Raw genomic sequence first — 18,567 nt, forward strand, 5'->3', positions numbered from 1 at the left:
AAACAAGCTATGAAATTAAACGACAAAAGCGGCCAACTTAATTGACGCGCATAGGACAAGCTAGTTGACGTCTAACAGTTAGCAGTATAAAAAGTGAAAATGACCACATATTTAATGAAATTAGCATTATAATGTACATAAAATTGAGGATTGTTTAACTTTTAATGAACTTTGTATCAACTATTAAAAGTCTCACTACTCACCGCTGGCATACAGTGGTATAACTAAATATATTTTCTCCATTCACTTCACTTAGGATAGTTGTAATGATCTTCTCTCAAGTCACGCTTGCTCCAGCAGACCCCATTTTAGGCTTAACGGATGCATTTAAAGCAGATGCTCGCCCTCACAAAGTCAACTTAGGGGTAGGTATTTATAAAGATGAAGCAGGGCAAACGCCTATATTATCTTCTGTAAAAAAAGCTGAAGCCATTTTACTTGAAACCGAAAAGACCAAGAATTATCTCGGTATTGAAGGTGTACAAGCTTACAATCAAGTTGTTCAAGATTTATTGTTTGGTCCTCAGAGTAATATTATTGCAAATAAACGTGCCGTTACAGCACAAGCACCCGGTGGTACAGGTTCATTACGGGTGGCTTCAGAATTTCTGGTCCGCAATACACGCTCAACAACAATTTGGGTCAGTAATCCTACTTGGGCTAATCATAAGAATATTTTTGAAACCGCAGGCTTAACGGTTAAAGAATACCGTTACTACAAGGCTGAAACTCATGACATGGATTTCGACGCCATGTTGGCTGATTTAGCGAATGCCAATGCGGGAGATGTGATATTACTTCATGGTTGCTGTCATAACCCAACCGGTATCGACTTATCGATTGAACAATGGAAGCAAGTCGCGAACATTTGTGTAGAAAAATCTTTGCTACCGTTATTTGATTTTGCTTACCAAGGGTTTGGTGCTGGTATTGAAGAAGACGCCCAAGGTCTGCGCGCTGTTGCTTCTGTGGTGCCAGAGCTATTAATTGCTAACTCATTTTCTAAAAACTTTGGTTTGTATAACGAACGTATTGGTGCTGTCACTATCGTTGCAGAAAATCAAGATGATGCTGTTAGAAGCTTTAGCCAAATCAAAAAAAATATTCGTGCCAATTACTCTAATCCTCCGGCACACGGTGGGTTGATTGTTAGCACTATTTTATCTGATAAGGCACTGCGCCAAGAATGGGAAGCCGAGCTGACTCTAATGCGTGAACGTATTGCAGACATGCGCAGCTTATTTGTTGAAAGTCTCAAAGCTGAAGGCGTAAAACAGGATTTTAGTTTTATCTCGCGTCAAAATGGCATGTTCAGTTTTTCAGGTTTAAATAAAAGCCAAGTTGCCCGTTTAAAAGATGAATTCGCTATTTATATTGTCGGTTCTGGTCGTATTAGCGTTGCAGGTTTAACGAAAAACAATATGCCCGCTGTGTGTAAAGCGATTGCACAAGTGATTTAACATTAGTGACAGATTAAAAAAGGCTGCACTATGCAGCCTTTTCTATTATCTGTGCACCATAATCTTGTTGTCATTGGTGAATGCGAGTTCGAGTCGGTTATTCGAATTAGATATCGATTCAAATCCAGTTTGACCCCATAGCAATACTTAGCAGGATCATTCTCTAGTCAATACTCTATTTTGGCAGCACTAACAGATACATTCTATGCAGTAGCTGAAAGTATTTTAGTCAAATCAATGGCTTTACTATTTGATTGGTATGATCCACACACTTGGCTAATGGCCTCAGCTAACGCTAGTTTATCGTGTAAACCAGGATGATGCTGGCTTACTAACGGAAAATGATTAAAACGAACCCCATTCACTTCGGAGCAAGCGAGCTCAATCTTATTGCCATGCTGAATAACATCGGCGATGACTTCCTTGCCTATAAGCTGGTTGAACCAAGCAATTTTATCTTCGATGCTAAAGGTGCTTGCTGGTGAATATTCGGGCGTTAAATTATCCACTAAAATAACATGCGCTTGAGAGTCTCGAATACTCTTGGTTAGCTGAGGGATCAATAACGGTGGCAGTATACTGGTTAAAAAACTGCCAGGGCCGATGATAATTAAATCGGCTTCAGCGAGTGCATAGCACGCCTCTGATGTTGCTTCGACTTCAGGCTCTAATGATAATGCAATCGGCGCTTCTTTCATGCCGTCGACATTAAGTTCGCCAAAGACTTTGTTGCCACAATGCGTAAGTGCAACAAGATGAGTTGAAGCTTCAGACATCGGAATAATTTGCGTCTCAATTTTAAGTAAGCCACGAATTAAATTTACCGCTTCAAGCGGTCTTACACAAAGTTGATCGAGTGCGTGTAAAACCAGATTACCTAAATTATGCCCAGAAAGTTCATTATCACCCGTGAAACGATGATCGAATAACATCGAACCTAACGATGGCCTTAGGGCCAGATGGGAAAGACAATTACGTAAATCTCCCCACGCTATAGTTTGTTGATCCTGCCTCAGCCGACCGGTAGATCCACCATTATCAGTGGTTGCAACAATCCCTGTTAATCTTGGGCCTAAAAAAGATAAAGCGGCAAGAATACGGCCTAATCCATGCCCGCCACCTATGGCTACCACATGATGATAATTATTGAGTTTTTGATCCAACATAATCTGTTCTCAAGTCCTTGAGTTGTTGAATAAGACGATATGCAGTCGATAAAGACTGCCCAGTTATCACGTTCAATCAATGTTAACTGTATATGGTCATTAAAGTGTAATTATTTTTCCGTTTTGCTGCCTATATTGGTCACAATCGGGACCCAAAGCCGATAAGCACCCCATCCACAAAAGCGCTTTACTGTATCCTATCGGTCATTAAGGTTATAATTAACGAGATTAGTAAGTTGAAAATGAATTTTTGATAAGGCAGGTACTATTGAAGATAGGCAATATAGGTAAAGTAACATTTGCATTAGGCTTAGCCGTTGTTGCATTGTTGGCGATAAGACTCTTTATCATTCCTAATACGACTCAAGAATCAGTCACATCTGGAACTCATCAACTTAATGAAGTTGATCTAGGTGAAGTACCGTTGTTTGCTGAAATAGATGATGTAGTCACTAAAAAGCAAACGTTCTTTGATTACTTGCGGCCTTCGGTTGAAGCTCAAAATCAAATTATTATTCACGACCGTCAATTCATATTGGCTGTTATTGATAAAATCGATAATGATTTAGGCTTAAGTGGATCTGATAATGAGAGGTTGAATTCAATTCTTGAATATTATCAATATGATGTTAAATCATTTACGCGCAATACCTTAACGCCCTTATTAAAGCGCGTCGATATCATTCCAGTTGATATGGTGTTAGTACAAGCTGCCAACGAAAGCGGTTGGGGCAGTTCACGTTTTGCAATCGACGGGTTTAATTTTTTTGGCCAGTGGTGTTTTACCGAGGGCTGTGGTTTAGTGCCATTAGCGAGGGCGGACGGCAAAAGCCATGAGGTGGCTGTATTTGATTCACCCAAAGAGTCAATTATTGCCTACATGATTAATTTAAACACTAATTCTGCGTATCGTTTATTTCGTTCTATTCGCGCTGATTTACGGGCGCAAAAAATTAAGCTGACCGCCGAGAAATTGGTTTATGGCTTAATTAATTATTCAGAACGAAAGGACGAGTACATTGATGATCTACTCGACATGCTTAAACACAATAAGCCATATTTACAAGGGAACAAAGCTAATGCTTAATCGCACGCTAGTGATCGGATTTATTTTTATATCGTCTATTTTTATGGTTAGTAGCAGTGTTGCTGAAACTGTTTCATTAGAGTACAAAGGCTTTTACGATCGATTAAAGCAAGTGAATAAGCAAAACTATCCATTGGTTGAGGTAGCCTTTAGTGTACCGATCACATCAGATTGCACCATAGTGTCAGGTAGTATCACTACCGAAAAAGAGCAGTTCCCACTACCGTATAATGCGCAACAGCGCTTATTTATTCCCTACGATCCGCAGTTGAAATCTGACCGAGGTTTGGTCAATATCAATGTGACCGGTGATGCAGAACAATGTGCCATTGCCATGCAGGTTCGCGCTAAAGAAACCAAGCTAAATTTCACTCAAACGGAACTGTTAGCACTAACCGGCGATATGAATAAGCTGCTTGATGGATTACAAGGTTTTCCGATGAAGTATTTTCGTAAACCGATTAGTGGACTGACATTTGAGTTTGCCAACCAACACAATAACGGCACTATCATTATGGCAACCATTGACGGTGTAGAATCGACAGTGGATCAGAAATACACACTGACACAGGCCAAAATCAATCAACTGCAACATCTTTCATTTAATCAGCAACCCACTGTCGTCAGTCCATTCGTCATGAAATAATGTCGGACTGTCATTCGAGCTAGATAAGTTCTACTCGAATAATTAGGCTAAACGTTTTTGTAAAACCAATTGATGTAATAATAAAGGCGTTGATATCAACGCCTTTAGTTTATCTGTTAACAGGTGAATGCCATTATTATGGCGTAAACGTCGCGACTACATCGATTCGATTACTGATATCTAAATCAATATGACCATTATTACTGATATCAACAAAATCAAAAGCAGGTAAATCTGCATCAGCAATATCACCCGTGTTCACAACATCTGAATTTCGTTGCAATGAAACAAAATCAAACTGCTCGCGGTCAACACCTTGCGATGGTGCGGTATTTTGCATTGCGGTAAAAATAGTTTCAATGCGACCAGGATATTGTTTATCCCAAAGCTGTAACATATCTTTAATCGCACCTCGTTTTAAATTTTCTTGCGAGCCACATAAGTTGCAAGGAATGATAGGAAACGATTTCAATGTCGAATATTCTTCAATGTCTTTTTCACGGCAATAGGCCAACGGACGAATAACCATATTGGCACCGTCATCAGATAACAGTTTAGGTGGCATAGATTTTTGTTTGCCGGCATAAAACATATTTAAAAATAAGGTTTCAATAATGTCGTCACGGTGATGACCTAGTGCAATTTTTGTTGCCCCTATGTGTTGGGCGAAACCATAAAGCGTACCACGACGCAAACGAGAACACAGTGAACATGTCGTTTTGCCTTCAGGTATCTTTTCTTTGACAATAGAATAGGTATCTTTTTCAAGAATATGGTAAGCGACACCTAACTCATCTAAGTATGCTGGCAACACATGTTCAGGAAAGCCAGGTTGTTTTTGATCTAAGTTAACAGCGACAATTTCAAATTTAATTGGCGCGCGTCGTTGAAGATTTAATAAAATATCCAGCATAGTGTAGCTGTCTTTGCCACCGGAAAGGCAACACATAACGCGATCACCATCTTCGATCATATTATAATCCGCAATCGCTGAACCGACTTCATGTCGTAAACGTTTTTGCAGCTTATTTATACGAGTTATATAATTTTCAGAGATTGTATCAACTTCAGACATAAAAATGCGCCCAGTAACTAAGTGTTTCAGGGCGCGTATTATTCCAGCATTCGAGGTCAGGGTAAAGAAGTTAACCTCTTCTAATGGAGACTAATCTTCTAAAGGTGATTTATATCCATCAGGTTTAATCGCCAACAAATCACAATTAATACTGTCGATGACATGTTCAGCCGTATTACCAATTAATGTAGCAGAAAAACCTGTGCGGCCAACTGTACCAAGTACAACTAATTCAGCATCTAATTTGGTCGAGATTTCAGGAATAACATCTTCAGGTAATCCTTCTTCAACATGGCAGTTTTCTAATGGAATATTATAAGCTTGAGCTAAATACTGTACTCGTTGCTCATGCTGCATCCGCACAGTATTGTTATACACACTGGCATCAAAGTCGGGGAGTTCGATAGCGAGATTTACTGGCGTACCAGGATACCCATTAACTAAGTGCACACTTGCAGAGAATTTTTTGGCTAAATCGAGAGCGTGATTAATGATTTTACCGTTAAGAGTTTGATGATCTTCATCTTCGGTAGCAACGTTGACCGCACAGACAATTTTGCCTGCAACTGGCCAATCATGTTCTTTGACTAACAACACCGGGACAGGAGACTTACGCATTAAATGCCAATCTGTAGGGGTAAAAATGACCGCTTTTAATTTATGATGTTCATGTGTGCTTTTAACAATCAAATCATAATGACCTTTTATCGCATGATTTATTACACTTTCGAAAGGGCGGTTATGCCAAACAACTTCAGTATTAATATTAATATTATGCTTATCAAAACCACTAATGGCGTTTTCTAACCAGGCAACACGCTGATCGATGACACCTTGTCGCATAGCTTCACGTTCTTGGCTAGATAAAATAGAGGTCATTTCATATGAGAAATCAAAAATAGATAAAAATGCAGTTATCTCTGCCTGACTTTTTGACGCTAACTCAACAGCACGTGCCAATGCGGGTTGATGATCCGTTGTAGGATTAATCACCACTAATATCTTTTTATAATCCTTCATATAACCTCCAAGCTGTTATGTTTTTATTGATATTATCTATTGATAGTATTACCGTTTACTAATATTTAAACATTGAGATAGATCATACTAATTTAATTTAAGTGGCGATGCGAGCATTTCCAGCAAGGCTACTTAACGCGGAATGATCAATAATAGAAATGTACTTACCTTTGACTTCAATTAAGCCTGACTTTTGGAACCGGCCCAATAAACGGCTAATCGTTTCAACCGTTAACCCCAAATAATTACCGATATCACCGCGAGTCATCGAAAGTCTAAATTCATGGGGCGAGAACCCCCGTTTACCGAAGCGATTAGCAAGATTATTGATAAATGCGGCCAAACGTTCTTCGGCATTTTTCTTGGAAAGCAGGAGGATCATTTCTTGATCACTCATAATTTCATTACTCATCAATCGCATAATTTGCTGGCGCAGTTTAGGCATAGATCCAGATAAATCATCTAAGGTATCGTAGGGGATTTCACAGACCATTGAGGTTTCTAAGGCTTGGGCAAAACTCTGGTGACGTTGGGCATGAATACCATCAAAACCAATGACGTCACCCGCAAGATGAAAACCAGTAATTTGTTCATCACCTTGTTCTGTAATGGTATAGCTTTTAATCGTACCGGAACGGATCGCATACAATGACTTAAGTACGTCACCGGATTTGAAGATAAGATCACCTTTTTGAATGGGTTTTTTACGTTCAATAATATTATCGAGTTTATCAAGCTCTTCATTATTTAACGTAAAGGGTATACACAGGGCTTCCATACTGCAATCGTGGCAATGAATGGCGCAACCGCTAGTAGATGGACGAGTTTTAATGAAATCTGAAGGCATACCCATTCTCAATTTATGAAGACATCACCATGTTATACCATTCCGCATTAATAAGGTACTCCTCAACATGAGAGTTGCACTTGCTAAATGAAGTGAATGGACGGTGTAATAGTTACACGTTTACGGTTAAGCAAAAGTCCAATATAACTTACCTCTTTTGAACGCTCCTTAGACGCTAGTGCATATTGTAACAACTTAGTGAATAAATGCTTTAAATATTTAACATTTTGCTAATACCTATTGATTATAAAGGGTATTTATAGCTTAACGACAATATGTAACTCAGTTATCGTTACCAACTAGTTTAGTTGATTAAAAGCAATATAAAGAGTCTGCAATCCAAATAATACTAATAAGCCGCCGCTGAATAATCTCACTGCACGTTTTTGTACCCATTGAGCCAAGGTTTTTGCCGCTAATCCTGCAGCAAATAAAGCAGGTAGCGTACCCAAACCAAAAGCCAACATAATCAAGCCGCCTTGTAATGCGCTACCTGACGCGACGGACCAAGTTAACGTACTGTACACCAGACCGCAAGGTAACCAGCCCCAAACCATGCCGGCTAGCACTGCTTGCATTGGATGAGTAATCGGCATTATTTTACGTGTAAGCGGCTGTATATAACGCCAAAGGAGTTTACCTACTTTTTCAATGTGCACAATACCAAACCATATCTGAGCGATATACAGCCCAGTGAGTATCATCATGGTCCCAGCGATAATGCGCAGAACAATTAAATAGTTATCGGCATCGAATAAATGGCCTAAAGCAGACACGCTACCACCGACGATGGCTCCTGCAACGGTATAGCTAAAAATTCGGCCCAGATTATAACTAAATAGAAACGTTAGTTGTGTCGCTAAGCGGTTCTGGCCATGGGTGGGTATATTTGCAGAAAAAGCCCCAATCAACCCGCCACACATTCCAAAGCAATGGGCTGCGCCCATTAAACCAACAATAAACGCGCCACCGAGGTTATATTCAATCACGGTTTTGACTCTGGTTTATCATCGAGAGTATCCGAACCAACGAGTTCAGCACTGGTAGAATTGGTAGGATGACTATTAGTGCTGTCGTTAACGTTAGTATTGGCTTTTATATCGTCTTCATCAAATAAAATGGATACACTTTGTCTATCTAAATCATCAAATTGCTCAGACTTTACCGCCCAAAAGAAGATAGACACTGCAATTAATACAAATAGCATCGCAATGGGGATTAAGACGTAAATGATACTCATAATTTTATCCTAAGAAGCCGTAAACTGTTGCTCACCACGATCAGTGAACTCACGGACATGCCAATAGCTGCAATATATGGGGCAACATGCCCAGTCACTGCTAATGGCAAAATTACCATGTTATAAGCAAAAGCCCATAACAAATTTTGATGAATAATTCGCTGTGCTTGCTTAGCAACATAAATGGCATCATTAAAGCGTGATAAGTGATCGCCCAGTAAAATTAAGTCGGCACTGTTTTTGGCTATAGCGCTACCGCTGCCCATAGCTACCGACAAATTTGCTCCGGCTAATACTGGCGCGTCATTAATACCGTCGCCAAACATGGCCACATTGGCTTTTTGTTGTAATCGATTAACTAATGCTAACTTACCTTGAGGTGATAAACCTGAATGCACATCTGAAATACCTATTTTGTTTGCTAAAAACTCAACATGACCCGAACTATCACCACTGGCTATACTCAGTTTTATATTGGCCGCTTTTAACGCATTGACAGTTGCTAAACTGTCGATACGTAACTGGTCTAGCATCTCAATTTTTGCAACCAATTTATTATCGATAGACAGAAAAATCCACTGACTTTCTAATGCTTGTGGCGACACTTGATTGCAGTCTGGGGTAACAAATTGTGCCGTTCCAATACAGACTTGTTGTTGATTAATACAGGCTCGAATACCTAATCCAATATGATGGTCAACATGTTCAACAATGTGCTTGTTATCATAAAAGGGCTTAAATGCTAACGCGATAGGATGTAAAGAACCTTGTTCGGTGGCTGCCGCTAACGATAACACTTGCTCTGATGAATATTGTCCAAAGGTTTGCACTTCACCAATGGATAAATAGCCGCATGTTAAGGTTCCGGTCTTATCAAACACCACATGATCGATTTTAGTGAGTTTTTCAAAAATCCCAGTCTTTCTCGGAATAACACCCAACTTAGTAAAAATAGCCGTGGCGCAAGTCACTGCTGTCGGCGTAGCAAGGGCGAGGGCGCAGGGACACGTCGCCACTAATACCGACAAGGTAATCCAAAAGGCATCATCGGGAGAAATCGATAACCAAACCAAATAGGTTATTGCTGCTATCGATAATATTGATGCGGAAAAGTAACGCGCTAAACGGTCGGCCACTAAAGCGATGGCCGGTTTGTTGTTTGACGCAAGCTCTTGCAGGCGAATAATTTCAGCTACCAGTTGATCTTGTCCTAGCGCAGTGACGCGAACTTGAAGAGGTTGTTCGATATTAATCGTTCCCGCATAAACTTTATCAGCAAGGTGTTTGCTTATTGGCATTTGTTCACCGGTAAGCATGGCCTCATTGACACTTGATTGCCCTAAAACCACCTCGGCGTCTGCCGCAATGACTTCACCCGGTTTTACCAAGATAATATCGCCAATGATTAATTGTTTAGCGGCAATTTCAGTGGCATCACCATTACGCAGTAAATGCGCAGTGAGCGGCACAAGCTTATGAAGATTACTTGAACTGACCGATGCTTTTTGCCGAGCGGATTGTTCAAAATAACGGCCCAGCAATAAGAAAAAGGTAAACATAGACACAGATTCAAAATACACTTCGCCATTGCCCTGAATCGTCGCCACACAACTGGCAACATAAGCGCCTAAAATAGCGATAGAGACCGATACATCCATATTAAGCTTGCCACTTAATAGGCTGCGAAGTGCACTGAAATAAAACGGTTGCGCAGAATACAGCACCACAGGTGCGGCAAACATTAAACTGACCCAACGAAAATAATCACGGAACTCAACATCTAAGCCGGTGAAATATCCCGTGTATAAGGCGAGGGCAAACATCATCACCTGCATGGTGGCAAACCCTGCGAGCCCTAGACGGAGTAAGAATTTACGGCTGTCCACTTTTGATTGTTTTTCTTGTTCATCAACCTGATAAGGTGCAGCTTGGTAGCCAACTTTACTGATGATCTGCAGAATTTCGCTGAGTTGAATAATATGACTGTCCCAACTGACTAACGCCCGTTGAGTCGTAGAATTGACTAACACATTAGTAATACCGGCAACGGGCTTAAGTTTGTGTTCAATTAGCCACGCACAAGCTGCGCAAGTAATACCGTCAATTGACAGGGATGTTGAATCAATAGCGCCTTGCTTATGGACAAAATCTTGCTGTACTTCAGGTAAATCATAAGCACTATATTGGGATAATTGTTCAGGCACCAGTGCTGTTTGACGCTGACCTGGTTCACTTCTAAATTGATAATAGCTGCTTAAGCCTGCATCCATAATGGCTTGCGAAACCGCTTGGCAACCAGGGCAACACATAGGTTGTTGTTGCCCTTGAATTAATGTGGTGTATTGTTCACCTGTGGTGACAGGCTCATTACAATGAAAACAAGATGTCATCTCTTTATATCAACTTCATTAAACATATAATCATTCAAATACGTAGTGGGTGTGGTATTAATTTAGCCAATATTCAACATCATCTTTAATATCAATGCGTTGTTGTATACGCCATTTACCATCAAATCCTTCTATACGCACTTCCCATGGGCCTGTGATCGCATCTGATAACGGTATGTGATAAACGTAATTAGCATCGGCTGTGGCGTTTAAATTGAAATCATTTTCTTCTATCGTAGGATGATAAAACCGCACTTTGAGCGCGGCGCGGTATTGCGGACCGCCGTGTTGAGTGATTTGTAATTCTTTATCCGCGACCGTAACCAAAAACTTCATCCCAATTTGTTGGGCGTATTTTATCTTACGCAAATCCATGTTTATGGCTTTGCCTTTTTTATAATAATCTTCGGCAACCAGAGAGTCAGAATTATCCAAAGCAATCTTTAAGGTCGTTAAACTAGCAATAACCGCACACATAGGTAACACGATTAAAAACCAAGGCCAAAATTGCTTATACCAAGGGAGTTCTGTAGACATGATACATCCTAAAATGGTGGAAATGATTCTGGGGTATTTTACCCCGTAATGGCTTAATAATCACTTAAAAAAAAGGCCTCGATTATGTCGAGGCCTTGTTGTTACTTATATGTAACTATTTGTTTGATAGACTATAAACATAAGCAGTAATGACATGGACTTTCTCTTCACCAAGAATGTCTTTCCATGCTGGCATAACACCTGCACGGCCATTAATGATAGATTCAGCAATCACACCACGGCTGCCGCCGTATAACCAAATATTATCAGTCAGATTAGGTGAACCCATGAACTTGTTGCCTTTTGCATCCATGCCATGGCATGCAAAACAACCTTTCATAAATGAACCTTGGCCTTGAGCTGCTAGCGCTTCATCATGTTCACGCCCAGACAGTTTTACCACGTATTCAGCTAGACCTTTAATCTCGCTGTCTTCGATAGGTAAACCACCTTTAGGCGGCATCATACCGTTACGACCGTTCATCAGAGTGGTCTTTATCGTGGCAAGTTCACCACCATATAACCAATCACCGTCGGTAAGGTTAGGGAAGCCCTTAGAACCGCGAGCGTCAGAACCATGGCACTGTGCACAGTTTTGTAAAAACAAACGACCGCCCACTTTTAATGCTTCAGGATCTTTCACTAACTCTTCTAACGGTGTCGCTAAATAAGCATCAAAAATCGGACCGTATTTTTCATCAGCATGAGCGACTTCGCGGTCATACTGAGATAAACGGTTTTCATCTTTTGCTGCTTCAAGGGCCGCAGCTGAGTCTGCTTTAAGTCCTTTATCAGTACCAATGCTTTGATTAGAACTTGTCCAACCAAACAGACCTTTATAGTTACCTAGGCCTGGATACAGAGCTAAATAGATCACACCGAATACGATGGTTAAATAGAACATATACGCCCACCACTTAGGTAGTGGGTTGTTCAGTTCTTCAATACCATCAAAACTGTGGCCCATTGATTCGCCTTCTTCTACACCGGTGTAATTTTTATTAACCACCTTAAGAAGAATAAAACAACCAGCAATGACCACAATCGTCAGTACAGTAATCCAAATGCTCCAGAAGTTACTCATAATCATGACTTCTGATCTCCCGAATCTTTTGACATCTTCGCAAGTTCATCTTCTGTGAATACTAAGTTAGCTGCTTCATCAAACTTTGACTTGCTGTGCTTACTGTATGCCCACAAAAAAATACCCACAAAGGTCACCATAACAACTATGGTCAAAATGCCTTGAAAAGTACCGTAATCCATAATTGCCTCCTATTTGAGTGCGTGACCCAAAGATTGCAAATAAGCGATTAGCGCCTGCATTTCAGTCTTACCTTCAACTGCTTTTTGAGCGCCAGCAACTTCTTCGTCAGTGTAAAGATCATTACCTTTATAACCGCCTTTATGCAGGTTACGTAGAATAGTCATCTTGTCACCAGTCAATACGCCGTCGAGCTTGTTTTCGGCTAACCAAGGAAAACCAGGCATATTCGACTGTGGCACAACGTCACGAGGGTTAAGTAAATGTACTTCATGCCACATATCACTGTAACGTCCACCTACACGTGCTAAATCGGGACCAGTACGCTTAGATCCCCATTGGAATGGGTGATCCCAGACAGACTCGCCAGCAACAGAATAGTGACCATAACGTTCTGTTTCAGCACGTAAAGGGCGGATCATTTGGCTGTGGCAGTTGTAACAACCTTCACGAACATAAATGTCACGACCTTCAATCTGTAACGCAGTATACGGAATTAGACCCTCAACTGGTTCAGTGGTGTCTTTTTGAAATATCAGCGGGGTAATCTGCACTAAACCACCAAAACTAATGGCGATGACCGTGAAGATAGCAAGCAGACCGACATTCTTTTCAATTAATTCATGATTAAATTTCATCGAATCTGCTCCTTAAGCTTCTGCAATAGCAGGTAATGAATCTTTAGACGCTCTAACGGTACGAATAACGTTATAGGCCATAATGAACATACCGGTTAAGAAGAAACAACCACCAATAAAGCGTACAAAATAGAATGGGTACGAGGCTTCTAAACTCTCAACGAAACTGTAAGTCAGTGTTCCATCAGCGTTGACTGCGCGCCACATCAGACCCTGCATAACGCCCGAAATCCACATACTAACGATATACAAGACAGTACCGATAGTGGCTAACCAGAAATGTACGTTAATGAGCTTCATGCTGTACATACGGCCGTGGCCAAATAACACTGGAATTAAGTGGTATAAAGAACCAATAGACACCATTGCCACCCAGCCTAGCGCGCCAGAGTGAACGTGACCAATAGTCCAGTCGGTATAATGAGATAGCGCATTGACCGTTTTAATTGCCATCATTGGGCCTTCGAAGGTAGACATACCGTAGAAAGACAATGAAACCACTAAGAAACGTAATACTGGGTCTGTACGAAGCTTATGCCACGCACCAGACAAGGTCATAATACCGTTAATCATACCGCCCCAAGATGGCGCAAATAAAATTAATGACATTACCATGCCTAATGACTGAGTCCAGTCAGGAAGGGCAGTGTAATGTAAGTGGTGAGGACCGGCCCAAATGTATAACGCGATCAATGCCCAAAAATGAACAATTGATAAACGGTAAGAATAAACTGGGCGACCAGCTTGCTTAGGCACGAAGTAATACATCATCCCCAAGAAACCAGCAGTAAGTAAGAAGCCTACCGCATTATGACCATACCACCACTGAACCATCGCATCGACTGCACCAGAGTACAGAGAGTAAGACTTAAATAAGCTTACGGGTACCGCCATTGAGTTGACAATGTGAAGTACTGCAACAGTAATGATAAAGGCACCAAAGAACCAGTTCGCCACATAAATGTGGGATGTCGTTCGTTTAGCGATTGTGCCGAAGAAAACAATTGCATAGCTAACCCAGATAATCGTAATTGCGATATCAATAGGCCATTCTAATTCTGCATACTCTTTACCTTGGGTAAACCCCATTGGTAGAGTGATTGCAGCTGCAATAATAACGGCTTGCCAACCCCAGAAGGTAAATGCGGCTAATTTAGGCGCAAATAGACGGACTTGACAAGTGCGTTGCACAACATAGTAGGATGTAGCGAAAAGAGCTGATGTTCCGAATGCGAAAATCACCGCATTGGTATGTAATGGTCGTAAACGACTATACGTTAACCAAGGTGTTTCGAAGTTCAGTTGTGGCCAGATTAACTGAGCCGCAATCAATACACCTACTGACATACCAACGATTCCCCACAAAACTGTGGTTAGTGCGAATTGGCGGACAATGGTGTAGTTGTAATCAGCGCCTGTAGACTGGGAATGGTTCATCATAATGCTTCCACGGCTTATTACTTATACTTTTAATATTAGTAAAGCGAGCTTTACCTGTTAGATTAACAACTGGTCATAAATTGAGCCATTTAAGACTGTTTTTAATGCCATTTGTCAAGGTGTTACCTCATGACGTCTCTTTCTATCACGAAGCGGAGTAATGATACTTGAGCTACGTCAAAAAAGATACTTCACAACCGGAATCAAAATTGATCTAGATCAATCTATGAAAGATAATGTTACTAACTCAACCATGAAGGTTAAAAAAACATGCATAAATTTATCCAAATTATCATTTTCAATTTTTTCTTAATGTTTTTAATAGCCTGTGACAGACCACAAACGCAAGAACAACAAGATTTACCAATTGATGAAACGTTATGTGAATTTTCAGAGGGAGAATGTTACCAAGAAGTAGCAGGCTTGCAAGTCGGTTTACTGATCGACCCCGTCGATACTCCCAGTGAAAAACCATTAATAGTTACGTTAAAGAGTAGTCAAGCGATCACTAATGTTTCTATGAGAATAGAAGGGCGCGATATGTTCATGGGTGTCATACCTGTTACATTGTCCGAAATACAGAACAATTCCTATCAAGGTTCATTGATTTTTGGTTCCTGTAGCAGTAATTATATGGTCTGGACAGTGATGGTATCCTTTGACTACCAACAACAACCACGCACATTAATGTATGACTTTTTAGCGGATAACGATAAATAATTATTGCTTAGTCAAGGTTATCAAATACCAACAATGATGCATTACAGGCTAGGGCACAGGTTATAGGGAATCAATATTTGCATACCTATAGCCTTAAATATCCAAGCCGGTCCACCATATGCAGAGTGTTTTCTATCAAATCATCATAAACCGAAGCTAAATAGCACTCCAAGTGTAAACAATGTCTTACTGCACAAACTCATGTAGGGCATCAAACAGCCGGTTCATTTCCTTATAAATCATGATCCATAACACAGAAGCGGTGTTCTTCACTAATAACTAATTGATAATCATTCTCATTAATGTATTATCAAGTAACACCACTTAATTGAATGAAATGAATAGGGCATAGCTAAAAGAGAAGAGGGTTGGGTATCAATGCAAGTCATCCATCCGCTGCGAGTATAGCGATAAATGTCAATCTACATGGGGAAAAAGGAGCACACATGAACAGAGTCAATGTGTCTATCGATACAGAAAAAGTTGCCCAGTTAATCAAAGCAGGTCATTTATGCGCTGCAGAATTACAGTGCTTAGACCGAACCAGTAAACAAACTATTTGGCAATTATGCCTGTGGAGCTGTCAAAAACGGTTTACTTGTCATAATAATCAATGCCAACAACCGTCGTGTAAGCCATCAAACGCGATTGAGCATTGTATGCAGCAGTTAATCACAGACGAAGATATTGCAGAGTCCACATATTCGTATATTGAAAACTCGTATCCAAAAATGACCACGATTGATGCCGATAAATAACATTATCGGCATCAGCCAAAAAATAGTACAATAAGGCAATATAATCAATAACCTATATTTGTTCATATGGCCAATAAACTACTTGAAGAACTGCCACCGGTATTGCCACTATTTGACGCTGCAGAATTTGTATTACAAGGTAATGCCTACATAAACCAATACATTACCAAAATATCTATTAATAAAGTGGCTGATGCTGGGCTCATTATTGAGCACTGTGCGGATTGGTTGTTTGAACAAAAGCACTCTGAAAACAACTACAAAGCCTACCGCAGCGAATTAACCACGTATCTGCATTGGTGTTTTGACGTCGTCGCATTATCGCCAATCGCGGTGACGCGCAAAGACATTGCCAAGTACGTCGATTACTGCCAATCGCCACCACAGGCACTTATAGGTTACTTCAATGTGGCACAATTCAAACTCGACAAAGCCACTGGTGAGCGAGCGCCAAACTCACAATGGCGGCCATTTGTTGGTAAAAAACAACTCGGGAAATGTCTGCCATATCAACTAAGTGATAATGCACTCAAGACTAAAATTGCCATATTATCATCATTTTATGGGTACTTAATTAGTGAAGAATACACCGAGCGTAACCCAGCGCAATTATGGTTAAAGCACAGTCGATTTGCCATAACGCGTAAGTTCACCATCAATGAAGACAACAACCATCATGCATTCACCGAGTTGCAATGGTCCTATGTTATCAGTACTGTCAGCCAACTAGCCAAGGCCCAGCCAGAGCAACATCAGCGCAGTTTGTTGCTAATAACACTAATATATAGCTGCTATTTACGCATATCAGAAATCAGTGCTCGTGCAGGTTATGCACCTATAATGAGCCAATTCAGACAAGATCCACATTCTGGCATCTGGTATTTCCACGTACCATTTTCTAAAAGCGGTAAAGCCCGAAATATTGCCATTTCAAAAGTATTACTCGCTGGATTAGTGGATTATCGACGTTTTCTGCACCTCAGTGATTTACCCAGCATCAACGATCAACATCCTATATTCGTGCGCCACAAAGCCGCAGCTCATGGACGAGAATCAGGCGTCATCAACGCCAATCTTGGTATTAGACAAATACGCGACGAAATAGACAAGCTGATTACCTTAGCCGCAGATAATGCAGCCAAAGATGGCTTCGAACATGACAGTCAACTGATGCGAACACTCAGTGCTCATAATATTCGCCATACCGGGATCACGCACGATATCAATATCAACCGTCGACCATTATCACATGTCCAGGCCGACGCCGGCCATGAGAGCATCGACACCACATCACAGTATTTGCACACCACACAAACTGAACGACACCAAAGTGCATTCAACAAACCATTAAGTCATCTTGCTGAGATTGAATAATCGACTGGCATTACTAGACAAAACCAAAAGCATGCAATCTCAGCACGATACTAAATAGCCAATTTGGTTAAAATAAACGCTTAAGGCCGTATATAAACATTTTACGGTTTAATGCAATGATGATGACCAAGCCTCAAATGCGCAGTCTCGAACAGCGTATTTAACAAAGGCACATGTATGCGTACAATGTATATTATGTTAAATAGGGTATTTGTGTATTGTTAATGAATACCTGTGTGTGACCTTTGCCACTCAGATCGAGATTTACCGGCACGTTGAGATTTTTTATAAGCTACTGACATAACTACCTATGCTCTATTTGGGATAACTGATTGCGGATTATCTTAAGAATTATTCTGTGGAAATGTTTTAAGTTATTGATTTAGTTGTCATAGTTAATTATTGATTGGCCATTAGCCAAGTGCAATCCAAGAGTTGTTCATGAACTAGTTATATTCAAGGGGTTTAAAGGCGCTAGATAATGTTTGAATTGCAGTCACCATCTCAAAGGCATGCACACAACCTCTCAAGATGTGTAATTCTCTATATTGCTCAAGTGGCATATGTCAGAGTGTTAACATTAACGTTGAGCAAGTCAGTGAACGTTGAATTTTTTAGGCGACACTAAGTGAAATCGGAACGACTTAACAAGGTCAATGGACTCATAATGTAAACTGAAGCACTTACATTCAAACTATTTCATTTAACATTCTATGTTTACGAGGTTTCGTGCATTTTATTTTGTATAGGCAAAGCGTATTTTGATAATTGTTGGATGAGATGAAATTTTCGTAAGCATCAATAAAATCTCTTACTTTTCCTTCATAGCGGTGTTTTTCAAGGTAGTTGGCACTCTTTACTTAAATTTTAAGCTGCATTTCTTGTTTCTGTTTCAGACTTCTTAT

Annotated in this window: 18 protein-coding genes; 6 read left to right on the forward strand and 12 right to left on the reverse strand. The window is 40.4% G+C overall.

What is annotated here, in order from left to right; all coding sequences use genetic code 11:
- Positions 1-266 precede the first annotated feature (266 nt).
- Positions 267-1,460 carry an amino acid aminotransferase gene (locus AAEZ02_RS19650; protein WP_101031406.1) on the forward strand — a complete coding sequence of 398 codons (1,194 nt, stop codon included), beginning with the start codon at positions 267-269 and terminating at the stop codon, positions 1,458-1,460.
- A gap of 203 nt (positions 1,461-1,663) precedes the next feature.
- Here the strand turns inward: AAEZ02_RS19650 and yvcK are convergent, their stop codons facing one another.
- Complete coding sequence (yvcK, locus tag AAEZ02_RS19655) at positions 1,664-2,626, reverse strand: uridine diphosphate-N-acetylglucosamine-binding protein YvcK (protein WP_233768517.1); 963 nt, start codon at positions 2,624-2,626, stop codon at positions 1,664-1,666.
- A 268-nt stretch (positions 2,627-2,894) separates the two neighbouring features.
- Between yvcK and AAEZ02_RS19660 the strand changes: the two genes are divergently transcribed.
- The gene (locus AAEZ02_RS19660; protein ID WP_101031408.1) at positions 2,895-3,713 is read left to right on the forward strand and encodes a glucosaminidase domain-containing protein; all 819 of its coding nucleotides are present in this window, start codon (positions 2,895-2,897) and stop codon (positions 3,711-3,713) included.
- Positions 3,706-4,359 (forward strand): DUF2987 domain-containing protein, encoded by a 654-nt coding sequence (locus AAEZ02_RS19665; protein WP_124014156.1) that lies wholly within the window; start codon positions 3,706-3,708, stop codon positions 4,357-4,359. The genes AAEZ02_RS19660 and AAEZ02_RS19665 overlap by 8 nt, the downstream gene beginning before the upstream one ends.
- 136 nt (positions 4,360-4,495) lie before the next feature.
- Here AAEZ02_RS19665 and ttcA read toward each other — a convergent pair whose 3' ends face one another.
- The 11 genes from ttcA to ccoN all read right to left on the reverse strand — a co-directional run bounded on the left by ttcA (position 4,496) and on the right by ccoN (position 14,810).
- Entirely contained in the window at positions 4,496-5,434 is a 939-nt protein-coding gene (ttcA, locus tag AAEZ02_RS19670) for a tRNA 2-thiocytidine(32) synthetase TtcA (RefSeq protein WP_124014157.1), read from the reverse strand.
- A gap of 90 nt (positions 5,435-5,524) precedes the next feature.
- Complete coding sequence (gene uspE, locus AAEZ02_RS19675) at positions 5,525-6,454, reverse strand: universal stress protein UspE (RefSeq protein ID WP_124014158.1); 930 nt, start codon at positions 6,452-6,454, stop codon at positions 5,525-5,527.
- 97 nt (positions 6,455-6,551) lie between these two features.
- Positions 6,552-7,301 (reverse strand): electron transport transcriptional regulator EtrA, encoded by a 750-nt coding sequence (gene etrA / locus AAEZ02_RS19680; RefSeq protein WP_101031416.1) that lies wholly within the window; start codon positions 7,299-7,301, stop codon positions 6,552-6,554.
- Between the two features lie 299 nt (positions 7,302-7,600).
- Positions 7,601-8,290: a sulfite exporter TauE/SafE family protein gene (locus AAEZ02_RS19685; protein ID WP_101031418.1), complete on the reverse strand. Its 690-nt coding sequence runs from the start codon at positions 8,288-8,290 to the stop codon at positions 7,601-7,603.
- Positions 8,287-8,541: a cbb3-type cytochrome oxidase assembly protein CcoS gene (gene ccoS / locus AAEZ02_RS19690; protein ID WP_124014159.1), complete on the reverse strand. Its 255-nt coding sequence runs from the start codon at positions 8,539-8,541 to the stop codon at positions 8,287-8,289. The genes AAEZ02_RS19685 and ccoS overlap by 4 nt, the downstream gene beginning before the upstream one ends.
- Entirely contained in the window at positions 8,538-10,931 is a 2,394-nt protein-coding gene (locus AAEZ02_RS19695; RefSeq protein WP_124014160.1) for a heavy metal translocating P-type ATPase, read from the reverse strand. The genes ccoS and AAEZ02_RS19695 overlap by 4 nt, the downstream gene beginning before the upstream one ends.
- A 57-nt stretch (positions 10,932-10,988) precedes the next feature.
- Positions 10,989-11,468, reverse strand: coding sequence for a FixH family protein (locus tag AAEZ02_RS19700; RefSeq protein ID WP_101031424.1), 480 nt, complete (start codon positions 11,466-11,468; stop codon positions 10,989-10,991).
- A gap of 115 nt (positions 11,469-11,583) precedes the next feature.
- Positions 11,584-12,552: a cytochrome-c oxidase, cbb3-type subunit III gene (gene ccoP, locus AAEZ02_RS19705; protein ID WP_101034667.1), complete on the reverse strand. Its 969-nt coding sequence runs from the start codon at positions 12,550-12,552 to the stop codon at positions 11,584-11,586.
- A 2-nt stretch (positions 12,553-12,554) separates the two neighbouring features.
- Positions 12,555-12,734: a cbb3-type cytochrome oxidase subunit 3 gene (locus AAEZ02_RS19710; RefSeq protein ID WP_101031426.1), complete on the reverse strand. Its 180-nt coding sequence runs from the start codon at positions 12,732-12,734 to the stop codon at positions 12,555-12,557.
- 9 nt (positions 12,735-12,743) lie between these two features.
- Positions 12,744-13,370, reverse strand: a complete 627-nt coding sequence (ccoO, locus tag AAEZ02_RS19715) for a cytochrome-c oxidase, cbb3-type subunit II (protein WP_101031428.1) — start codon at positions 13,368-13,370, stop codon at positions 12,744-12,746.
- A gap of 12 nt (positions 13,371-13,382) precedes the next feature.
- Positions 13,383-14,810 carry a cytochrome-c oxidase, cbb3-type subunit I gene (gene ccoN, locus AAEZ02_RS19720; RefSeq protein ID WP_124014161.1) on the reverse strand — a complete coding sequence of 476 codons (1,428 nt, stop codon included), beginning with the start codon at positions 14,808-14,810 and terminating at the stop codon, positions 13,383-13,385.
- A 270-nt stretch (positions 14,811-15,080) separates the two neighbouring features.
- Between ccoN and AAEZ02_RS19725 the strand changes: the two genes are divergently transcribed.
- The 3 genes from AAEZ02_RS19725 (at position 15,081) to AAEZ02_RS19735 (ending at position 17,662) form a co-directional block, all read left to right on the forward strand.
- Positions 15,081-15,530, forward strand: coding sequence for a hypothetical protein (locus AAEZ02_RS19725; RefSeq protein WP_124014162.1), 450 nt, complete (start codon positions 15,081-15,083; stop codon positions 15,528-15,530).
- A gap of 446 nt (positions 15,531-15,976) precedes the next feature.
- Complete coding sequence (locus AAEZ02_RS19730) at positions 15,977-16,288, forward strand: hypothetical protein (RefSeq protein ID WP_164839395.1); 312 nt, start codon at positions 15,977-15,979, stop codon at positions 16,286-16,288.
- 66 nt (positions 16,289-16,354) lie between these two features.
- A complete protein-coding gene (locus tag AAEZ02_RS19735; RefSeq protein WP_124014163.1) occupies positions 16,355-17,662 on the forward strand; it encodes a tyrosine-type recombinase/integrase in 1,308 nt (435 codons plus the stop codon).
- The last annotated feature ends 905 nt before the right edge of the window (positions 17,663-18,567 follow it).

The sequence above is a fragment of the Shewanella sp. T24-MNA-CIBAN-0130 genome (assembly GCF_040310185.1).
GTDB lineage: Bacteria > Pseudomonadota > Gammaproteobacteria > Enterobacterales > Shewanellaceae > Shewanella > Shewanella psychromarinicola.

Bases quoted from the DNA above. Each gene is read 5' to 3' on its own strand.
- ccoP (WP_101034667.1), bottom strand. From the start codon at position 12,552: ATGAGTAACTTCTGGAGCATTTGGATTACTGTACTGACGATTGTGGTC.
- AAEZ02_RS19650 (WP_101031406.1), top strand. From the start codon at position 267: ATGATCTTCTCTCAAGTCACGCTTGCTCCAGCAGACCCCATTTTAGGC.
- etrA (WP_101031416.1), bottom strand. From the start codon at position 7,301: ATGCCTTCAGATTTCATTAAAACTCGTCCATCTACTAGCGGTTGCGCC.
- AAEZ02_RS19710 (WP_101031426.1), bottom strand. From the start codon at position 12,734: ATGGATTACGGTACTTTTCAAGGCATTTTGACCATAGTTGTTATGGTG.
- ccoO (WP_101031428.1), bottom strand. From the start codon at position 13,370: ATGAAATTTAATCATGAATTAATTGAAAAGAATGTCGGTCTGCTTGCT.
- AAEZ02_RS19725 (WP_124014162.1), top strand. From the start codon at position 15,081: ATGCATAAATTTATCCAAATTATCATTTTCAATTTTTTCTTAATGTTT.
- ttcA (WP_124014157.1), bottom strand. From the start codon at position 5,434: ATGTCTGAAGTTGATACAATCTCTGAAAATTATATAACTCGTATAAAT.
- AAEZ02_RS19730 (WP_164839395.1), top strand. From the start codon at position 15,977: ATGAACAGAGTCAATGTGTCTATCGATACAGAAAAAGTTGCCCAGTTA.
- yvcK (WP_233768517.1), bottom strand. From the start codon at position 2,626: ATGTTGGATCAAAAACTCAATAATTATCATCATGTGGTAGCCATAGGT.
- AAEZ02_RS19735 (WP_124014163.1), top strand. From the start codon at position 16,355: ATGGCCAATAAACTACTTGAAGAACTGCCACCGGTATTGCCACTATTT.
- uspE (WP_124014158.1), bottom strand. From the start codon at position 6,454: ATGAAGGATTATAAAAAGATATTAGTGGTGATTAATCCTACAACGGAT.
- ccoN (WP_124014161.1), bottom strand. From the start codon at position 14,810: ATGATGAACCATTCCCAGTCTACAGGCGCTGATTACAACTACACCATT.
- ccoS (WP_124014159.1), bottom strand. From the start codon at position 8,541: ATGAGTATCATTTACGTCTTAATCCCCATTGCGATGCTATTTGTATTA.
- AAEZ02_RS19665 (WP_124014156.1), top strand. From the start codon at position 3,706: ATGCTTAATCGCACGCTAGTGATCGGATTTATTTTTATATCGTCTATT.
- AAEZ02_RS19700 (WP_101031424.1), bottom strand. From the start codon at position 11,468: ATGTCTACAGAACTCCCTTGGTATAAGCAATTTTGGCCTTGGTTTTTA.
- AAEZ02_RS19695 (WP_124014160.1), bottom strand. From the start codon at position 10,931: ATGACATCTTGTTTTCATTGTAATGAGCCTGTCACCACAGGTGAACAA.